The organism is uncultured Alsobacter sp., assembly GCF_945952055.1.
Taxonomy (GTDB): domain Bacteria; phylum Pseudomonadota; class Alphaproteobacteria; order Rhizobiales; family Beijerinckiaceae; genus Alsobacter.
Genome location: NZ_CAMFHB010000056.1, coordinates 1 through 19,093 on the forward strand (window position 1 = coordinate 1; position 19,093 = coordinate 19,093).

The 19,093-nt window shown below is 69.6% G+C and carries 19 protein-coding genes and 2 tRNA genes; 11 read left to right on the forward strand and 10 right to left on the reverse strand.

The window, feature by feature from the left end:
- Positions 1-45 precede the first annotated feature (45 nt).
- Positions 46-130 (reverse strand) — tRNA-Tyr (locus Q0Q47_RS26960).
- Positions 131-312: 182 nt separating this feature from the next.
- Here Q0Q47_RS26960 and rlmB point away from each other — a divergent pair.
- Positions 313-1,191, forward strand: a complete 879-nt coding sequence (rlmB, locus tag Q0Q47_RS26965) for a 23S rRNA (guanosine(2251)-2'-O)-methyltransferase RlmB (protein WP_293867546.1) — start codon at positions 313-315, stop codon at positions 1,189-1,191.
- A gap of 3 nt (positions 1,192-1,194) precedes the next feature.
- On the opposite strand, the gene Q0Q47_RS26970 is transcribed toward rlmB, so the two are convergent.
- Positions 1,195-1,731, reverse strand: coding sequence for a hypothetical protein (locus Q0Q47_RS26970; protein ID WP_293867548.1), 537 nt, complete (start codon positions 1,729-1,731; stop codon positions 1,195-1,197).
- A gap of 506 nt (positions 1,732-2,237) precedes the next feature.
- Here Q0Q47_RS26970 and Q0Q47_RS26975 point away from each other — a divergent pair.
- Entirely contained in the window at positions 2,238-3,911 is a 1,674-nt protein-coding gene (locus Q0Q47_RS26975) for an MFS transporter (protein WP_293867550.1), read from the forward strand.
- Positions 3,912-4,022: 111 nt separating this feature from the next.
- On the opposite strand, the gene Q0Q47_RS26980 is transcribed toward Q0Q47_RS26975, so the two are convergent.
- Positions 4,023-4,394: a hypothetical protein gene (locus Q0Q47_RS26980; RefSeq protein WP_293867552.1), complete on the reverse strand. Its 372-nt coding sequence runs from the start codon at positions 4,392-4,394 to the stop codon at positions 4,023-4,025.
- 184 nt (positions 4,395-4,578) lie between these two features.
- Here Q0Q47_RS26980 and Q0Q47_RS26985 point away from each other — a divergent pair.
- From Q0Q47_RS26985 to mobA, 3 genes are all read left to right on the forward strand, one after another.
- A tRNA-Thr gene (locus tag Q0Q47_RS26985) sits at positions 4,579-4,653 on the forward strand.
- Between the two features lie 162 nt (positions 4,654-4,815).
- Positions 4,816-5,007: a hypothetical protein gene (locus Q0Q47_RS26990; RefSeq protein WP_293867554.1), complete on the forward strand. Its 192-nt coding sequence runs from the start codon at positions 4,816-4,818 to the stop codon at positions 5,005-5,007.
- Positions 5,008-5,010: 3 nt separating this feature from the next.
- Complete coding sequence (mobA, locus tag Q0Q47_RS26995) at positions 5,011-5,664, forward strand: molybdenum cofactor guanylyltransferase MobA (RefSeq protein WP_293867556.1); 654 nt, start codon at positions 5,011-5,013, stop codon at positions 5,662-5,664.
- On the opposite strand, the gene glp is transcribed toward mobA, so the two are convergent.
- On the reverse strand, positions 5,646-6,896 hold the full coding sequence (gene glp, locus Q0Q47_RS27000; protein WP_293867558.1) for a gephyrin-like molybdotransferase Glp: 1,251 nt from the start codon (positions 6,894-6,896) through the stop codon (positions 5,646-5,648). The two genes, mobA and glp, sit on opposite strands and share 19 nt — an antisense overlap.
- A 96-nt stretch (positions 6,897-6,992) precedes the next feature.
- Between glp and Q0Q47_RS27005 the strand changes: the two genes are divergently transcribed.
- Positions 6,993-7,241 (forward strand): sulfurtransferase TusA family protein, encoded by a 249-nt coding sequence (locus Q0Q47_RS27005; protein ID WP_293867560.1) that lies wholly within the window; start codon positions 6,993-6,995, stop codon positions 7,239-7,241.
- 80 nt (positions 7,242-7,321) lie between these two features.
- Positions 7,322-8,257 (forward strand): zinc metalloprotease HtpX, encoded by a 936-nt coding sequence (gene htpX / locus Q0Q47_RS27010; protein ID WP_293867562.1) that lies wholly within the window; start codon positions 7,322-7,324, stop codon positions 8,255-8,257.
- A 168-nt stretch (positions 8,258-8,425) separates the two neighbouring features.
- Here htpX and Q0Q47_RS27015 read toward each other — a convergent pair whose 3' ends face one another.
- The 6 genes from Q0Q47_RS27015 to Q0Q47_RS27040 all read right to left on the reverse strand — a co-directional run bounded on the left by Q0Q47_RS27015 (position 8,426) and on the right by Q0Q47_RS27040 (position 14,858).
- On the reverse strand, positions 8,426-9,502 hold the full coding sequence (locus tag Q0Q47_RS27015) for an ABC transporter ATP-binding protein (protein WP_293867564.1): 1,077 nt from the start codon (positions 9,500-9,502) through the stop codon (positions 8,426-8,428).
- A 33-nt stretch (positions 9,503-9,535) separates the two neighbouring features.
- Positions 9,536-10,606, reverse strand: a complete 1,071-nt coding sequence (locus Q0Q47_RS27020; RefSeq protein WP_293867566.1) for a Gfo/Idh/MocA family oxidoreductase — start codon at positions 10,604-10,606, stop codon at positions 9,536-9,538.
- 68 nt (positions 10,607-10,674) lie between these two features.
- On the reverse strand, positions 10,675-11,697 hold the full coding sequence (locus Q0Q47_RS27025) for a Gfo/Idh/MocA family oxidoreductase (RefSeq protein ID WP_293867568.1): 1,023 nt from the start codon (positions 11,695-11,697) through the stop codon (positions 10,675-10,677).
- Between the two features lie 21 nt (positions 11,698-11,718).
- Positions 11,719-12,594, reverse strand: a complete 876-nt coding sequence (locus Q0Q47_RS27030; protein ID WP_293867570.1) for a carbohydrate ABC transporter permease — start codon at positions 12,592-12,594, stop codon at positions 11,719-11,721.
- Positions 12,584-13,468: a carbohydrate ABC transporter permease gene (locus tag Q0Q47_RS27035; protein ID WP_293867603.1), complete on the reverse strand. Its 885-nt coding sequence runs from the start codon at positions 13,466-13,468 to the stop codon at positions 12,584-12,586. The genes Q0Q47_RS27030 and Q0Q47_RS27035 overlap by 11 nt, the downstream gene beginning before the upstream one ends.
- Before the next feature lie 94 nt (positions 13,469-13,562).
- Positions 13,563-14,858, reverse strand: a complete 1,296-nt coding sequence (locus Q0Q47_RS27040; protein WP_293867572.1) for an extracellular solute-binding protein — start codon at positions 14,856-14,858, stop codon at positions 13,563-13,565.
- Between the two features lie 296 nt (positions 14,859-15,154).
- On the opposite strand from Q0Q47_RS27040, the gene Q0Q47_RS27045 reads away from it, so the two are divergent.
- The 4 genes from Q0Q47_RS27045 (at position 15,155) to Q0Q47_RS27060 (ending at position 18,884) form a co-directional block, all read left to right on the forward strand.
- Positions 15,155-15,814, forward strand: a complete 660-nt coding sequence (locus tag Q0Q47_RS27045; RefSeq protein WP_293867605.1) for a TetR/AcrR family transcriptional regulator — start codon at positions 15,155-15,157, stop codon at positions 15,812-15,814.
- Positions 15,815-15,999: 185 nt separating this feature from the next.
- On the forward strand, positions 16,000-17,235 hold the full coding sequence (locus tag Q0Q47_RS27050) for a Gfo/Idh/MocA family oxidoreductase (protein WP_293867574.1): 1,236 nt from the start codon (positions 16,000-16,002) through the stop codon (positions 17,233-17,235).
- 232 nt (positions 17,236-17,467) lie between these two features.
- The gene (locus tag Q0Q47_RS27055; protein ID WP_293867576.1) at positions 17,468-18,037 is read left to right on the forward strand and encodes an NUDIX hydrolase; all 570 of its coding nucleotides are present in this window, start codon (positions 17,468-17,470) and stop codon (positions 18,035-18,037) included.
- Positions 18,038-18,113: 76 nt separating this feature from the next.
- Positions 18,114-18,884 (forward strand): NAD kinase, encoded by a 771-nt coding sequence (locus tag Q0Q47_RS27060; protein WP_293867578.1) that lies wholly within the window; start codon positions 18,114-18,116, stop codon positions 18,882-18,884.
- The last annotated feature ends 209 nt before the right edge of the window (positions 18,885-19,093 follow it).

Consider the following 19,093-nt stretch of genomic DNA (forward strand, 5'->3'; position numbering starts at 1 on the left):
CGTCAAGCCTGCGGCTTGCCGAGCCGTAGCCCGAAGGGCGAAGGCTGGTGGGGGAAGTAGGACTCGAACCTACGAAGGCTTAGCCAGCGGATTTACAGTCCGCCCCCTTTGCCGCTCGGGACATTCCCCCGTCCCAGCTTCCGGTACACCCGAGGGGTGCCGGTCACGAAAGAGCCGCCCGAAGGCGGCGCTCACGTGGGGCGCTTTATGGTGAGGGCGCCGGGTGAAGTCAACACGGAATCGGCACCGGCGTTGCGGGGCAGGTCGCGCCGTGCGACATGCCGTGCGGAACGACGCGCGGCGGAGAGCGACATGGCGAGGCGGCAGGGCCCAGGCGGCCAAGGCCAAAGCGGCAAGGGCCAGACCGGCAAAGGCGAAGGCGGCCATGGCTCCCGGGGATGGGATCCGCGGGAGGCCGATCGTCCCCGTCGGGAGCACCCCCGGCGCGAGGCACCGGCGCAGGAGGCGCCGCGGCGCACCGGGCGGCCCCTGCTCTACGGCTTCCACGCGGTGGCCGAGGCGCTGCGCAACCCCCGGCGCGTGGTGCACCGGCTGTTCGCCACGGCGAACGCGGCGGAGCGCCTGGCCGAGATGGTGCCCGTGAGCCGCGTGCCCACCACCACCGCGACCGGCCCCGACCTCGACCGGCTGGTCGGTCCCGACACGGTGCACCAGGGCGTCGTCGCCGAGGTGGACAACCTGCCCTCCCTCGACATCCACGACCTGCCCGACGACGGCCTCGTGCTCGTGCTCGACCAGGTGACCGACCCGCACAACGTGGGAGCCATCCTGCGCAGCGCCGCGGCGTTCGGCGTGACGGCGGTGATCGTGACCGACCGGCACAGTCCGGAGGCGACCGGGGTCCTGGCCAAGACCGCCTCGGGCGGGCTGGAACACGTGCCGCTCGTCACCGTGGGCAACCTCGCCCAGGCCCTGACGCTGCTCGGCGAGCGCGGCTACTGGCGCGTCGGCCTCGATTCGGAAGGCAGCGTCGCGCTGGAGGGAGCGGTCGCCCGTCCGCCCGTCGCGCTCGTGCTGGGGGCCGAAGGCAAGGGCCTGCGCCGGCTCACGCGCGAACGCTGCGACGTGCTCGCCCGGCTCGACGTGCCGGGCGCCATCAAGAGCCTCAACGTCTCGAATGCGGCCGCCGTCTCGCTCTACGCCGTCGGCAAGGCGCTCGGCCGCTTCTGAGGGTCAGCGGGCGGTGAGCTCGATGATGCGCGGGCCGCTCTCGGAGAAGGTTTCGCCCGGCGCGTGAGCCATCGGCAGCGCGGGGCCGGCGTGGATGATGCGCGCGCCTCCGGACCGGGTCGACCGGCCACGGCTCAGGTCGTTGATCACGTAGAACAGCGCCGGATCCGCCGGCTCCCGCACGATGTTGACGACGGGCAGGTCGGCCGCCGTCGGGAGATCGGCGGCGGTGGGCAGGACGGGCCGCGCCCGGGCCGCGCCGGGCGTGTTGACCACGACGACCGTGGGCGCCACCGCCGGCCCCCACCCGATGGGGCCGAAGCTGGTCCAGGTGCGGCGCACGGCGTGCGGGCGGTCGAGCGGGCCATGGCTGAAGACGTGCGAGCCGCGCGGCGGCGCCATGACCGGGCGATGAACCATGACCGGGCCCGGACGCACCGCGCCCACGGAGGCGACGCGCGCACCGGCCTGCGGAGCGGCGAAGGCCGGCGCGGACGACGCGACGGCGGCCGCAAGGACGGCGATTCGGACGAAACCCATGACGCAACTCCACTCAGCACACACGCCGCATCGGCGAGGGAGTTTACGGCAAGTAAACGCCGCGGCAAGGCACTAGCCCTTTTTCGTCCCGTTTCGGGACGATTGGCGGCGGGATCCGCAACCCCTGCGCGCGGCGCTCGACGCGGCGCCGGGGTGCCCCGCGACCGAAGCCGCGGCAGGCCTGGCGGAGGCTCGGCCATTCTACACTAATCGTCTGTAGACGAAGGTTGAATCACGCTTTTTCGGCCTGTGGGTTAGATTGCGTTCAGGAAATGGCGTCGTGTGACGCGTTCCCCCGTTCCGGGTCCGCCCGGCACCAACATGAGGACGTGCACCGGTCAACGGTGCCGGAGGGAAACCCGGCGGGATCGAGGTCCACGCCACTTCGCAACGAACCGACGCTGAGGAGCGGGCGCCGTGCCGGCAGGCAGGAGCCCGACAGGGACTGTTTTGGCTGACGCCAGGCGCCCCTCGGCACGGGTGATGGAACAACAAGGAGTGCTGGCATGAGCATGGCAACCGGTGTCGCGGACGCCCATGTGCGTCCGATGACGGCCGACGAGAAGAAGGTGATCTTCGCCTCTTCGCTCGGGACCGTCTTCGAGTGGTACGATTTCTACCTCTACGGCTGGACCGCCGCCCAGATCGGCGCGCGCTTCTACACGATGTTCGACCCGAACGTTCAGTTCATCGTGGCGCTGCTCACCTTCTCCGCGGGCTTCCTCGTGCGTCCGTTCGGCGCGCTGGTGTTCGGCCGCCTCGGCGACATCGTCGGCCGCAAGTACACCTTCCTCGTCACCATCCTGATCATGGGCCTCTCGACCTTCCTGGTCGGCCTGACGCCCTCCTACGAGACCATCGGCTTCCTCGCCCCGGTGATCCTGATCACGCTGCGCCTGCTGCAGGGCCTCGCGCTCGGCGGCGAGTACGGCGGTGCCGCGACCTACGTGGCCGAGCACGCTCCGGGCGGACGCCGCGGGTTCTACACCTCGTGGATCCAGACCACGGCGACGATCGGCCTGTTCGTGTCGCTGCTCGTCATCGCCATCGTCCGCAACAGCATGTCCACCGCCGACTTCGCGGTGTGGGGCTGGCGCATTCCCTACCTCTTCTCGATCATCCTGCTCGGCATCTCGCTGTGGATCCGCCTGCAGCTGAACGAGTCGCCGGTGTTCCAGCGCATGAAGGACGAGGGCAAGGGCTCCAAGGCCCCGCTGTCGGAAGCTTTCGGTGAATGGCGCAACGCGAAGGTGGCGATCATCGCCCTCCTCGGCCTGACGGCCGGCCAGGCGGTGGTGTGGTACACGGGCCAGTTCTACGCCCGCATCTTCCTCGTCAACACGCTGAAGGTCGACGCCAACATCGCCGACACCGCGATCATCGTCGCCCTGGCGATCGCAACGCTCGGCTTCGTGTTCTTCGGCTGGCTGTCGGACAAGATCGGCCGCAAGCCGATCATCCTGGCGGGCTGCATCCTCGCGGCGCTCACCTACCAGTGGGGCTTCCGCCAGATCACGCACTTCGCCAACCCGGACCTGGAGAAGGCGCTCGCCTCCGCCCCGGTGTCGGTCACGGCCGATCCCGCCGACTGCAACTTCCTGTTCGACCCCGTCGGCGGCAAGGTCTTCAAGTCCTCCTGCGACGTCGCTCGCCAGGGCCTGATCGGCCTGTCGGTGAACTACCAGATCGCCAACGGCGCTCCCGGCTCCGTCGCGGTCGTGAAGGTCGGTGACAAGGTCATCAACTCGATCGACGGCAACAAGCTCGAGGGCAAGGCCTTCACCGACGCCCGCGCCGCCTTCCTGAAGGACGTCGGCACCGCGGTGGCCGCCGCCGGCTATCCGGCCAAGGCGGACTCGGCGAAGATCAACCAGCCGATGCTGATCGTGGTCCTGATCTACCTGGCGATCCTCGTCACCATGGTCTACGGCCCGATCGCCGCCGCCCTGGTCGAGCTCTTCCCGACCCGCATCCGCTACACCGCCATGTCGCTGCCCTACCACATCGGCAACGGCTGGTTCGGCGGCCTGCTGCCCCCGATCGCGGTCTCGATCGTGGCGGCCACCGGCGACATCTATGCCGGCCTCTGGTACCCGATCGTCATCGCGATGATGACCTTCGTGGTCGGCCTGATCTTCGTCCCCGAGACGAAGAACCGGGACATCTACGCCGGCGACTGATCCGGCCGAGGGCGCGGACGCCCGCGCCCTCCCCCACAGATACGAAAAAGGCCCCGGCTCGCGCCGGGGCCTTTTTGCTGTCGTGATGCGCGGCCTTCCGGCCATCGCGGCTCAGTAGTCTTCGCACACCCTCACGCGGTGGACGCGCCAGCCCCAACCGGGCACCCACACGCGCTCGCGGCGGAAGAAGCACTCGGGCGCGGGCTCGACATAGACGGGCTGCGGCGGAGCCACGTAGACCGGCCGCGGGGCGTAGCCATAGGCCGGCGGAGGCGGCGCGTAGTAGCCATAGGCGGGCCGGGGCGCGGCCAGGGCGGCGCCCAGGGCCAGTCCACCCACCGCGCCCACGGCCGCGGCCGCGCCGGGCGACCATCCACGGTTGCGATGATAATACTGCGCCTCGGCGGGGGACGCCGCGACGGCGGCGAAACCGGCCAGGGCCAGCGTGGCGAGGACGCCGCTTTTCCAGGTCTTGCGGATCATGGGGCAACTCCCAGGGTCTCAAGGTGTATTCCGATGGGAATAGGACTGCGCCTTTGCGGCTGAATGGTGGATGAATGGCTCGCGCACGCGACAAATCCGCGCAAATCGGGGGACGGCGGCGTCTCCGGCGCCCGGGTCCGGCGCCGTTGACAGACAGCGCGTCGATGGGCAGAACCTGCGTCGCGCCCTCGTAGCACAGCGGTAGTGCAGCGGTTTTGTAAACCGAAGGTCGGGAGTTCGATCCTCTCCGGGGGCACCACCAGGACTTTGGCCACTTTCCCGTTGAAAACCACGCGTGGCCCTTCCCTTCGCCGAAACCTCGGCCAAGGTGCGGGCACCTCATGCCGCGGCCCGGTTGACCGGAGCGAGCCGCAGCCATCTCTTTTTCCTGGCGTCACATGGCGCTGAACAGGATTGTCCGATGAACGAGCTCATGACCCTGTCGCAGACCCTGAAGGCCGCGCAGCGCGAGTTGATCGTCAATGCGGCCCGGACCGGGCGTCTTCCCCCCGACGGCGTGATCCGCAAGATCGCCGAGCTCGAGAGCGCCATCATCGCCGTCGACACGCTGATCGGCGAAAGCGAGGGCGGCAAAGACGACCACGCGGGCTGACCCGTGGACGCCCGCACCGTCCCGGGCGTGATCCTGGCCGGCGGGCAGTCCCGCCGCATGGGCGGCGGCGACAAGCCGCTGCGCCTCCTGGCGGGCCGGCCGCTGGTCGGGCACATCGTGGACAGGCTGGCCCCGCAATGCGCGCCCCTGGCGATCAACGCCAACGGCGATCCGTCGCGCTACGCGGCCTTCGCGCTGCCCGTGGTGAGCGACGGCACACCCGATGCCGGCCCGCTCGGCGGCGTCCTCGCCGCGCTCGACTGGGCGGCCGACCAGCACGGGCAGAGCGGGCTCGACCAGGCAGGACCAGTGCTGACGGTCCCGGGAGATTGCCCCTTCCTCCCCGCCGACCTCGTGGAGAGGCTGTCCGCGCACATGCGGAAGACGGGCGCGAAGATCGTCTGCGCGACCTCCCTCGACCGCCGCCATCCCCTGACCGCGTTGTGGTCGAGCACGCTACGGGACGACCTGCGGGACGCGGTGGAGCGGGAGGGGATGCGGCGGGTCGGCGACTGGGCCGCGCGCCACCACGCCGAAACCGTGCCGTGGGAGGCGAACCCGCTCGATCCGTTCTTCAACGCCAACACGCCTCAGGACCTGGAGCAGGCCGAAGTCCTGTACGCGCGGGGCGCGGCCGCTCAGCGCAGCACGGCGTAGGACAGGAACCCGAGCGCCTCGCCCGGCTCCACGACCGTCCTGTCCTCGGGCAGGACGACGAACCCGTCCGTCTCTGTGAGCGAGGTGATGGCCGCGGCACCCTCGCGCGGGTGCAGGTGCGCGACCGGCCGGCCGGATCCGTCGGGCAGGAGCCGCACGCGCAGATACTCCCGCCGCCCCGTCTTCTTGCGGAACGAGAAGCCGGCCACGACCGGCACCGGCGCGGGCGGCGCATACGCCTCCCCCGCGAGCGCCGCGAGCAGCGGCCGCACGACGTGGGCGAAGGTGACGAACACCGCCACGGGATTGCCGGGCAGGCCCACCACCGGCGTTCCGGCCACGATGCCCATCGCCACCGGGCGGCCCGGCTTGATCGCCAGCTTCCAGAAGACCAGCGAGCCGACCTCCGACAGCGCCGCGCGCACGTGGTCTTCCTCGCCCATCGACACCCCGCCGGAGGTGACGACGAGATCGCAGGACGCCGCGGCCGCGGCGACCGCCCGGCCGACGCCGGCACGCTCGTCGGCCAGAATCCCCAGGTCGACGATGTCGCAGCCCAGGCGGCGCAGCATCGCCATGAGGGCGAAGCGGTTCGAATCGTGCAGCGCGCCCGGCCGCAGGGGCTGGCCCGGGGGCACCACCTCGTCGCCGGTCGAGAACACGGCGACCTTCAGCCTGCGGCGGACCGGCACGCCGGCGAGGCCGAGCGCGGCCAGCAGCGCGACGTCCTGGGGCACGAGACGCCGGCCCGCGGCCAGCACGGGGTGGCCCGCGACCGCGTCCTCGCCCGCCAGCCGGCGGTTGGCGCCGGGCGCCAGACCCGCGGGCAGGATCACCTCGCCGCCCTCGAGCCGGGTGTCCTCCTGCATGTAGACGGTGTCGGCACCGGGCGGCATGGGCGCACCCGTGAAGATGCGGATGGCGCTCCTGTCCGGCAGCGGCGTCCCGGCCATGCCGGCGGCGATGCGGGCGACGACGGGGAACCGCGACTCCTTGCCGACGGCGAGGTCGCCATGGCGCACCGCGTAGCCGTCGACGGCCGAATTGTCGAAGGGCGGCAGGTCGATCGGCGCCAGGATCGGCGCGGCCAGCACCCGGCCGTCGAGGTCGGCCAGGCCGACCGTCTCGATCCCCGCGACGGGAGCGATGCGCGCCGCCAGGAGGGCCACGCCCTCCTCCACCGCCATCGGCCCGTCCCCGGCCGCGAAACTGTCCTTGCCGAGTTGTGCCATCCCCGTCCGTCCGCGCCTGACGGTTCGATCTGACCCATTTCGCCGGGCCTGTCCACCGGTTGACAGGGCGGCGGCCGCGCCCTCTATCGTCGCCCCATGACAGCACCCGACGGGGCCCCTGCCCCGCTCATCCTCGACCTCCGCGGCCTGAAGTGCCCCCTGCCCGTCCTGCGCACGCGCAAGGCCCTGGCCGGCCTCGCCGCCGGACGCCTGCTGCAGGTGGAGAGCACAGACCCGCTCTCGGCCATCGACATCCCGCACATGCTCAACGGCACCGGCGACCGGCTGGAGGCGCATCGGCGGGACGGCGCGGTGGAAGTGTTCCTCATCCGCCGGGCCGGCTGAGGCCGCGCCGGCCCTTGTGCCGGCCTTACCGAATCCCAATCTTTTCTCCCGGCCACGCAACCGGCGTGGCGGAGGATGGAATGAACACGATCAAGACGGCGGCCCTGCTGGCCGGAATGACCGCGCTCTTCATGGCGATCGGCTATGCGCTGGGCGGAGCGACCGGCATGCTGATCGCGCTCGCGGTGGCGGCCGCGACGAACCTCTACGGCTACTGGAACGCCGACCACATGGTGCTGGGCATGTACAATGCCCAGGAGGTCGATGCCCGGCAGGCGCCGGATCTCTACCAGATGACGGCCGAGCTGGCGCAGCGCGCCGGCCTGCCGATGCCGCGCCTCTACGTCATCCAGGACGACCAGCCGAACGCCTTCGCCACCGGCCGCAATCCCGAGAACGCGGCCGTGGCGGTCAACACCGGCCTGCTCCGGCTCCTCAGCCGCGAGGAGGTGGCGGGCGTCATCGCTCACGAGCTGGCGCACATCAAGCATCGCGACACGCTGATCATGACGCTGACGGCGACCATCGCCGGCGCCATCTCGATGCTGGCCAATTTCGGCATGCTGTTCTCGTCGGGGAACCGCAACAACAGCGGCTTCGGCCCCATCGGCACCATCGCGATGATGATCCTGGCCCCGATGGCGGCGATGGTCGTGCAGATGATGATCTCGCGCACCCGCGAATACGCGGCCGACCGCGCCGCGGGCGAGATCTGCGGCGACCCGACCTGGCTCGCCACGGGCCTGCAGAAGCTGTCCCACGGCGCCCAGGCCATTCCCAGCATGGCGGCCGAGCATCACCCGGCGACGGCGCACATGTTCATCGTCAACCCCCTGTCGGGGGCGCGGATGGACAACCTGTTCTCCACCCACCCCAACCCGGAGAACCGCATCGCCGCTTTGCTGCAGCAGGCGCGCGAGATGGGCGCGGGCGGCGGCATGGCCGCGCCGGCGTCCTCAGGTGCGGCGGCTCAGGGCCCCTGGGGCGGGCAGCGCCGGCGCGGGCCTTGGGGGTGAGACGGACACCCCGGCTCCCTGGTGGGCTGAGGCGTGCGCGCTCTCCTGGGGCCGTCATGGCCGGGCCTGGCCCGGCCACCCACGACTTGAGGATGGCCCCGGCAAAGTCGTGGATGCCCGGGCCGAGCCCGGGCAGGACGTGCTGAGAGGTGGAGGTTGGGCTGAGCCCTACCCCGCCAGCGTGCGGCCGTCGGCGCCGAAGAGGTGGCAGCGGGAGGGGTCGGCGTGGAGTTCCAGCACGTCGTCGATCTGGATGGGGCGCTGGCCCGACAGCGAGACCGTGAGCGCCTGGCCGTCGTCGAGCGCGGCGTAGACGATGGTCTCGCCGCCGAGGTGCTCGACGAGCTGCACCTTCGCCCGGCCGAGCGTGATGCCGGCCCCCTCCGCCGTCGTCACGTGCTCGGGACGCACGCCGAACGTCACCGGCCCGGCCGGCGCCTTGACGCCCGGCAGGGCGAAGGTCTGGCCGCCGATGCGCACGCCGGTTCCCGAAGCGTCGGAGCCCGTCGCCTCGCCCTTGAGGAAGTTCATCTTGGGCGAGCCGATGAAGCCCGCGACGAACTGGTTGGCGGGGTGGTTGTAGAGGTCGAGCGGGCGGCCGACCTGCTCGACGATCCCTGAGCGCAGCACCACGATCTTGTCGGCCATGGTCATGGCCTCGACCTGGTCGTGGGTCACGTAGATCATCGTCACGCCGAGGCGCTTGTGCAGCTTGGCGAGCTCGACGCGCATCTGCACGCGCAGCTCCGCGTCGAGGTTCGACAGGGGCTCGTCGAAGAGGAACAGCCGTGGCTCGCGCACGATGGCGCGGCCGATGGCGACGCGCTGGCGCTGGCCGCCGGAGAGCGCCTTGGGCTTGCGCTGCAGCAGCGGCTCGATCTGCAGGATCTGCGCCGCCTCCTTCACCCGCTTGTCGATCTCGGCGCGCGGCATGCGCGCGGTCTCGAGGCCGAAGGCGAGATTCTTGTAGACGCTCATGTGCGGGTAGAGCGCGTAGCTCTGGAACACCATGGCGATGCCGCGCTTGGCGGCGGGCGTGTCGTTGAGCCGTTCGCCGTCGATCGACAGCGTGCCGCCCGTGATCTCCTCGAGGCCCGCGATCATGCGCAGGAGCGTGGACTTGCCGCAGCCCGACGGGCCGACGAACACCACGAATTCGCCGGGCTCGATCTGCAGGTCCACGCCGTGGATGACCTCCACCTCGGCATAGCGCTTCACGACCTTCTCGAGAACGACTCGGGCCACGGGGGCTCCTCCTGAGTGCGGGTGGCGGCGAGATCAGGCGCCGTTGGGGCGCCAGCTGGCGTATTTCGGATGGGCGGGCGTGATCGGCAGGCGCACGGGCTCGCCCGTCTCCGCCGAATGGTAGAAGGCGGTGATCATCTCGAGCGAACGACGCGCATCGGTCAGCGTCACCGGCAAGGGGCGGCCGGCGTCCAGGGCCTCGGCATAGGCCTCGAGCTGGCCGCGGAAGCGCGGATGCACGGGCTTCACCGCGGCGAGCGCCGCCTCGATGGCGTCCTTGGCGTCGGGCGACGGCGTCACGGTCCAGGGATCGTTGCCGGGCGCGTAGGGCTCGAGCCCGCTCTCGAAGGTCACGTTCTCGAAGCACAGCCGCATGCGGCTGATCTCCGGACGGGAGCCCAGCGTCGCGTTGAGGCTCACCAGCGCCCCGTTCGCCATGGTCAGCGTCGCGGCGGCGCAGTCCTCGACCTCGATCGTGTTCACGCGCGTCGCGGTGCGACCGTAGAGCGTGTCGATCGGCCCCATCAGCTCGCACAGCATGTCGTGGATGTGGATGGCGTGGGTCATCAGAACGCCGCCGAGCTCGGTGGCGAACTTGCCGCGCCACGGCACCGCGTAGTAGGCGGCGCCGCGCAGCCAGTGGGTCTCGACGGTCGCCACGTAGGGCTTTCCGGCAAGGCCCGCATCGACGATGTGCTTGGCCTTCTGGAAGCCGTTGCCCCAGCGGTACTGGAAGATCGGCATCACGGTGCCGCGCGAGGCCTTTTCGGCCGCCTCGACGGCGGCAAGGTCCTTGAGGGAACCGACGAGCGGCTTCTCGCAGATGACGTGCTTGCCGGCCTTCAGCGCCGCCTCGATCATCGGCAGGTGCACCATGGGCGGGGTGCAGATGTCGACGATGTCGACGTCAGGCATCGCCAGCACCTCGTCGAAGGAGGTGGTGCGGCGCGGGATGGCGTAGGCATCCCCCACCGTGGCGAGGCGGTCCTTGTCGAGGTCGCAGGCGACGAGCACCTCGAAGCGGTCCTTGAGGTTGGCGTAGCCCTCCTCGAGGTGCGACTTGCCGATGCCGAGGCCGACGACGGCGACTGTCCTGCGGGTCATCCTGGTTCAGTCCATGAGTCCGGTCTGCGGGACGCCGGGCCGCGGCCCGGCGCGCGAGTGTCGTGCGGTCAGCGCGCGGCCGGGGCCATCCGGCCCTCGGCGACGGCCTGCGCGGTGAGCGCCAGTTCCATCGCCTTGAAGCAGTGCTCCTGCGTCATGGCCGTCTCCGTCCGGTTGAGGACGTCGTGCGCCAGCTGTCGCCCGTAGGTCAGCTCGACGGCCGAGCAGTCGACGTACTGCATGCCCTTCTTGTCCACGAGGAACAGGTGGTCGATGCCCGGCCGGCCCGCGATGTCGACGTATTTGCGCAGCTCGATCGTGCCCTCGGTGCCGAGGATCACGAGGCGTCCGTCGCCCCATGTCGGCAGGCCGTCGGGCGTGAACCAGTCGACGCGCACGTAGCCGGTGACGTCGTCGGCGACGAAATGCATGTCGCCGAAATCCTGGAGCTCGGGCTTGTCGGGGTTCGCCTTGTTGCCGACCGTCGCGGAGAGCACCCGCGCATCCTTGGCGCCGGAGAAGAACAGGAACTGCTCGGCCTGGTGCGAGCCGATGTCGGTCAGGATGCCGCCATAGCGGGCGCGCTTGAAGAACCACGGCGGCCGCTGGTCCTTGCGGATCCGGTGCGGGCCGAGGCCGATGGTGTGGACCACCTTGCCGATGGCGCCGGCCTGGACCAGCTCGCCCGCCTTCACGGTCGAGCGGGTCTCGTAGTGTTCGGAATACAGGATGGAGTAGATCCGCCCGGTCTCCTTCTGGACCTTGCGGGCCTCCGCCAGTTCATCGAACGAGATGAGGCCGGGCTTGTCGGACATGAAGTCCTTGCCGTGCCGCATCGCCTCGATGCCGATCGCGGCGCGGTCGCCCGGGATGGCGGCCGACACGATCAGCTTGATCGCGGGGTCCTCGAGGATCTCGCGCTTGTCGGCCACGCGCCTGGCCATGGGGAAGCGCTGGGCGAAGGGCTCGGCCAGGGCATCTTCAGGCGCGTAGAACGCCTTGAAGGTGCAGCCGGCCTCCAGCATGAACTTCACCTGGCCGTTGATGTGGTCGTGGTTGATGCCGATGACGGCGAAATCGAAGAGCGACATGCGGATTCCAGTCGGGTTTCGTCAGCGCTTCATGCCGGTGGTGGCGATGCCCTCGATGAGGAGGCGCTGGAAGAAGAAGAAGAAGACGAGGACGGGGACGAGGGTCAGCACGGACATGGCGAAGAGCGCGCCGAAGTCCGACTTGCCGCTCGAGTCGACGAAGGCGCGCAACCCCAGCTGGGCCGTGTAGGAGGCCATGTCGTTGAGGTAGATGAGCGGCGCGAAGAAGTCGTCCCAGGTCCAGATGAAGGTGAAGATCGCCGCGGTGGCGAGCACCGGCGTCGACAGGGGCAGGATGATCTTCCAGTAGATGCGCCAGGGCCCGCAGCCGTCCATGCGGGCGGCCTCGTCGAGCTCGCGCGGCAGGCCGCGGAAGAACTGCACCATCAGGAAGATGAAGAAGGCGTCGGCGGCCAGGAACTTCGGCACGACGAGCGGCAGGATGGTGTTCACCCAGTCGAGGTGGAGGAACAGCACGTACTGGGGAATGAGGGTGGCGTGGTAGGGCAGCATCAGCGTGCCCAGCATCAGCGCGAACCAGAACTTCTTGCCGGGGAACTCGAGCCTCGCGAAGGCATAGGCGGCGAGCGAGCAGCTCATCACGTTGCCGATGACGGCGAGCACGGCGATGACGGCGGAGTTCCAGAAGAACACGTCGAAGCCGACCGTGAGCCCGCCCCAGCCGCGCCGATAGGCATCGAAGTTGAGGTGGGTCGGCCACAGCGAGAGCCCGTGGCTGAAGATGTCCTGCTCGTCCTTGAAGGAGCTCGAGAGCATCCACAGGAGCGGATAGAGCATCACGATCGACGCGGCGCACAGGCCGGCGTGGATGGCGAGCGAGGCCCAGGCACTGCGCTTGGGCTCATCGGCGAGGGCCGTGCGGGCCTCAGTCGTCATAGTGCACCCAGTATTTCGCGCTGAGGAACGAGAACGCCGTGAAGCAGGCGATGATGATCACCAGGACCCAGGCGAGCGCCGAGGCATAGCCCATGCGCAGATAGGCGAAGGCCTCCTGGTAGAGGTAGAGCGTGTAGAACAGCGTCGAGTCGACCGGCCCGCCGGTGCCCTCCGAGATGATGAAGGCCGGCGTGAACGCCTTGAAGGCATCGATCGTCTGCACGATGGCGTTGAAGAACAGCACCGGCGTCAGCAGCGGCAGCGTGATCTTCCAGAACTGGCGGGCGGGGCTGGCGCCGTCGAGGCTGGCGGCCTCGTACATGTCCTGCGGGATCTGCCGCAGCCCGGCGAGGAAGATGATCATCGGCGAGCCGAACTGCCAGATCGACAGGGCGACGAGGGTGTAGAGCGCGGTGTCGGGGTTGGAGATCCAGCTCGGGCCCTGGATGCCGAACAGGCCCAGCACCTGGTTGAGCAGGCCGTCGCCGGCGAAGATCTTGCGCCACAGCACGGCGATGGCTACGGACGCGCCGAGCAGCGAGGGCAGGTAGAAGAGCGCCCGGTAGACCGGCAGGCCGCGGATGCCCTTGTTGAGCATCATCGCGACCGCGAGCGCGAAGGCGAGCTTGAACGGCACCGCCAGCGCCACGTAGAGGAACGTCACCTTCAGCGACGTCCAGAACTTCGCGTCCGCGGTGAAGATGCGGACGTAGTTGGCCGTGCCGACGTAGCGCGGGCTGCCGATGAGATCGAAATTGGTGAAGGACAGGACGAGCGAGGCGAGCGTCGGCCCCAGCGTCAACAGCAGGAAGCCCGCGAGCCACGGCAGCAGGAACAGGTACCCGGACCAGTTCTTCCGCCGCCGGGGTGCAATGCTGGCTGCGGCGGCCTGACGGCCGCCGCTCTCGATGCTTGCTATCGCCACGTTGTGTCCTTACGGCCGTTTTTTGTCGAACGGCCTCGTCCGCTCAGCCGCGGGCGAGGATCGAAGCCGCCTCGGTGACCAGCACCTTGCCGCTGTCGGTCACCTTGGTCTTGCCGAAGCCGACTTCCTCGTTCACGCGCTTGAGCACGAACTGGATTTCGCCGGCGCCCTTCGGCGGCGGGGGCGGCAGGGCGCCGACCTTGTCGCTGACGAAGGAGATGTAGTCGACCATCGCCTTGCCGAGATCGTCGAGCTCGGGCGTGATCGCCTTGCGCATGGCGGCGGAGGCCGGCACGCCGCGCTCGGCGGCGATCGGCTTGGCGCCTTCGGCTTCGGCCACGAAGAAGTTGACGATCCGGATCGCCTCCTCCGGGTTCTTGGTCGTCGCCGCGATGCTCCAGAACATCGAGGGCTTCAGGTAGTGGCCGAGCTTCGAGCCGGGGCCGACGTTCGGGTACATCGTCATGGCCAGCTTCTGGGGCGTCAGGGCCTGGTACGCCACGAGCTGGTTGGAGTGGGCGAAGGCGACCGCGGACTTGCCGAGGATGAGCATGCTCGACTCGGGCGTCAGCTTGTCGAGTGCGGCGACGTCGGCCGGCACGCAGGCCTTGGACTTGCGCATCTCGTCCCACATCGCGAACCACTCTGTCGCGTCATCGGCCGTGAAGCCCAGCTTCTCGTCCGGCGTGTAGAGGTCCTTGCCGCGCATGCGCAGCCAGCCCTCGAACGACGGCTCCACGCCGCCACCGTCGGCGGTGCCGTAGAAACCGTCCTTCTTCGCCGCCTTGGTGAGCTCGGCCGCGATCTGCGCGAACTCTTTCCACGAGGTCTCGTGCGTCGGCGGCTTGATGCCGGCCTGGGCGAACGCGTCCTTCGAATAGAGGACGGCCGAGGAGTTCATGCCGAGGTTGATGCCGTAGAGCTTGCCGTCGACGCGGCCGCAATCGGTGGCCGGGCCGCCGAAGTCGGCGATGTTCAGGCCCTTGCCCAGGTACTGGTCGGTGGCCAGCAGCGCGCCGCGGCGGGCGTATTCGAAGATGTAGCGGTAATCCATCTGGATCACGTCGGGCAGGTTGCGCCCGGCGGCCTGGGTGGCCATGCGCGGCCAGTAGTCGCCCCAGCCGAGCGTCTCGCCGTCGATCGTGGTGTTCGGGTACTTCGCCTTGTAGGCGTTGTTGGTGGCGATGGTGCGGTCGGCGCGATCCTTGCCGCCCCACCAGTACATGCGCATGCGCACGGCCTGCTGCGCGAAGCTCGGGCGCGCGCCGATGGCCGAGAGGCCGGCCGCACCGGCACCCGCCAGCAGCAGGCGACGACGATCGATCGTCAGTTTGGACATTGCTTTCCTCTCCCCTTCAGGCCGGGACGACGGCCCGGCGTTTCTTCCCTCAGCGCCCTTGCCCTCGTGGCCCGGGGGCGCTTATAACCATTTGGTTACAAGCTACCGCGTTTGTGGTGGCTGTCAACAGCGCCCGCGCCGCGCCCCCGGCGGGCACGGCGCCAAGCCGGAGCAAACCGGCCCCCAAGAGCCCGGCGCGCGCCGCAGCGACGGGCCGCAGGCACATCGCGGCGGGCGGACATGTCGACGTGAGCGCAATCGAGAAGACCGACAAGGACGGCGGCCCTGCCCGACGGCTGCCCCCCAAGGCCCGGCCCGGCCGCAAGTCCGGCGCGGTGCGGGATCCGGAGCGCACCAGCGCGGCCATCCTGGCGGCGGCCATCGACGAGTTTTCCGAGCACGGCTTCGGCGGGGCGCGCATCGACGCCATCGCGGCCCGGGCCGGCGTCAACAAGCGGATGCTCTACCATTACTTCGGCGACAAGGACGCGCTGTACGAGCGCGTGCTGCAGCAAATCTACGACGGCATCCGGGGCGCGGAGCGGCGCCTGAACCTGCGCGACCGCGACCCCGAGGCGGGGATTCGCGAACTCGCCCTGTTCACGTGGCGCTACTTCATCGAGCATCCCGAATTCCTCAGCCTCATTGCCACCGAGAACATGAACCGGGCCCGCGTGCTGCGCGCCGCCGCCTGGGCCCCGACCGTGAACTCCCCCCTCGTGGGCGTGCTCTCCGACCTGCTGGAGCGCGGCGCCGCGAAGGGCGTCTTCCGGGCGGGCCTCGACCCGGTGGACGTCTATGTCGCCATGGCCGGCGTGGGCTGGATGTACCTGTCCAACCGCTACACGCTGTCGGCCTCGTTCAACCGGGACCTCACGGACCCGGCCGAGCTGGAGCGGTGGGGAACGCTGATGGCCGACGCCGCCATCGCCCTCATCGCGCCGCGCCATCCTTAGCTCATCCTGTCGTCAGGTCATACGACAAATTTTCGTGTCCCCCGCCCTTTCCGGTCTTGACCGGGGCACCCCGGCGTGGTGGCTGTAACCAAACGGTTATATCCGGACTGTCCGCCGCGGCGCCCTCACCGGGAGGCCAGGGACACCGGGCATGGCCGAGCGCGCATTCGCAGGGAGAGACGACCATGGCCCCCACCGGAACCAACAAGCACCGCGTCGCCCTGGTGGGCACCGGCCACCGCGGCGGCGGGATGTGGGGCAAGGAGCTCATCGACGGCTGGAGCGACGACGTCGAGATGGTGGCGCTGTGCGACATCAATGCGCAGCGCATGGCCGGCGCCCGCCAGGCCATGGGCACGAATGCCCCCATGTACACCGACTTCGACACCATGCTGCGCGAGGTGAAGCCGCAAAAGGTGATCGTCTGCACCCCCGACCACACGCATGACGACTTCATCGTCCGGGCGCTGGAAGCCGGCGTCGACGTGGTGACCGAGAAGCCCATGACCACGACGGCCGAGAAGGCCAAGCGGATCCTGGATGCCGAGCGCCGCACCGGCCGCCGCGTCGACGTGACCTTCAACTACCGCTATGCGCCGACCGCCACCCGCATCAAGCAGCTGCTGCTCGACAAGGCCATCGGCGAGGTCACCTCGGTCGACTTCCACTGGTACCTCGACACCCGCCACGGCGCCGACTATTTCCGCCGCTGGCACGCCTACGCGAAGAACTCCGGCACGCTGTTCGTGCACAAGGCGACCCACCACTTCGACCTGCTGAACTGGTACCTGAAGTCGGTGCCGCGCCAGGTAACCGCCCACGGCGCCCTCAACGTCTACGGCCGCAACGGCCCGTTCCGCGGCCCGCGCTGCAAGATCTGCCCGCACAAGGGCGAATGCGACTTCTTCCTCGACATCGGCAAGGACCCCTGGCTCGACATGCTCTACGAGGCCCCCTCGGCCGAGGACGGCTACGTGCGCGACGCCTGCGTGTTCCGCGAGGACATCGACATCTACGACACGATGAGCGCGGCGATCCTGTTCGAGAACGGCGTGCAGGCGTCCTACTCGCTGAACGCCGCCATGCCGATCGAGGGCTACCACCTCGCGTTCAACGGCACCAAGGGCCGCATCGAGGTGCGCCAGTACGAGGACCAGCCCTGGGTCGAGCCCCCGGCCGACCAGATCCTGCTGATCCGCAACTTCAAGGGCGTGGAGCGCATCTGGATCCCGACCAAGAAGGGCGGCCACTTCGGCGGCGACGACAAGCTGCGCGACCAGCTCTTCCGCTCCGACAAGGGCGACCCGCTGGAGCAGCGCGCCGGCGCCGAAGCCGGCGCCATGTCGCTCCTGACCGGCGTCGCCGCCTACACCAGCGTGCGCGAAAACCGCCCGGTGACGCTGAAGAGCCTGCTGGACTGAAGTCTCTTTCTCCCGCTCCCCCCTCGGTCGTCCTGGCCGGGCTACGGCCCGGCCATCCACGACTTTGCCGGGGCAAAGGCCATGTTTCCCGCCGAAGTCGTGGATGCCCGGGCCGAAGCCCGGGCAGGACGGTGGAGAGGTGGCAGCAAACCCGATTTGATGGGTCCCCCACCCTGCCTTCAAATGGTCTCTGCGAAGGGCTACTGGTGAGTCTCAGCTCACCGGATCCGCCATGACCACCACCATCATCGATGCCCGTACCGTCCATGACGGTTTCACCTGCTACCGCGTGTTCCGCCTGCGCACGCCAGACGGACAGGTGATCCTGCGCGAGGTGGAGGACCACGGCCCGGCCGTGGCGGTGCTGCCCTACGACCCCGAGCGCAGGATCGCGCTGCTGGTGCGCCAGATGCGCCCGCCCCTGCTGGTGGCGGGCGGGCCGGAGGCGCTGACCGAGGTGCCCGCCGGCCTCCTGGAGGACGGCGAAGACCCCGCCGCCTGCGCCGCGCGCGAGGCCCTCGAGGAGGCGGGCGTGCGGCTCGACCGGGCCGAGCCCGCCGGCGCGGCCTACCCCATGCCGGGCCTGTCGACCGAGAAGGTGCACCTGTTCCTGGCCCCCTTCCACGCCGCCGACCGCATCGCCGCCGGCGGTGGGCTGGCCGAGGAGCACGAGGACATCACCGTGCTGGAGGTGCCGCTGGCCGAGCTCGCGGCCCAGGCCGACGCCGGCACGCTCCTCGACATGAAGACGCTGGTGCTGGTGCAGACGCTGCGGCTGCGGCGGCCGGAGCTCTTCGCCTGACGGGCCTGCGCGCCCGACACGCGCTTTTCGTCGTCCCGTGCTAAACAACCCGCCCAGGCCCAACCCGGACGGACCCATGCGCCGCTTCTCCAGGATCGCCTTCGTCGCCAGCACGACCCCGGACGCCATCGAGGCGCACCGGCACCTCGCCGACGCCTATGGCGACGCGGCCCCCGCCGAGGCGGACGTGGTGGTGGCGCTGGGCGGCGACGGCCTGATGCTGCAGACGCTCCACCGCTTCATGGGCACCGGCAAGCCGATCTACGGCATGAACCGGGGCTCGGTCGGCTTCCTCATGAACGAGTTCACCGAGGACGGTCTGCAGGAGCGCCTCGAGCGGGCCGAGCGCAGCGTCGTGCACCCGCTGCTGCTGCTGGCCACCGACGACGAGGGCAAGACCCACACGGCCCGCGCCATCAACGAAGTGTCCCTGCTGCGCCAGACCTACCAGGCGGCCAAGCTGCGCATTTCCATCGACGGCAAGACGCGCCTGCCGGAACTGGTCGCCGACGGCATCCTGGTGGCGACGCCCGCGGGCTCCACCGCCTACAACCTCTCGGCCAACGGCCCGATCCTGCCGCTCGACGCGCCGCTGCTGGCGCTGACCCCCATTTCCGCCTTCCGCCCCCGGCGCTGGCGCGGCGCCCTGCTGCCCGACCACGCCCGCATCGCCATCGAGGTGCTGGAATCGGACAAGCGCCCCGTGAGCGCGGTGGCCGACCACTTCGAGTTCCGCAGCGTCCGCCGCGTCGACGTGGCCATGGATCGCTCCGTCGACCTCGTGATGCTCCACGACCCCGGCCACAGCCTGGAAGAGCGGATCCTGCTGGAACAGTTCGGCTATTGAGGGCCTGTGGATTGGTCTTCAGGCGCAGCTTTGCACCTGATTGCTCCAGTCCGCCCCGTCAGCCGTCCTGCACGGGCTCGGCCCTTCGGGATGCACACATCTCACTCGAGTCCGAAGGAAGGGCGCTCTCCCTCCCCTGCAGGGGAGGGTGGCAGCCGCAAAGCGGCTGACGGGTGGGGACAGCGGCAAAGAAAGAGCGGATATGCCGG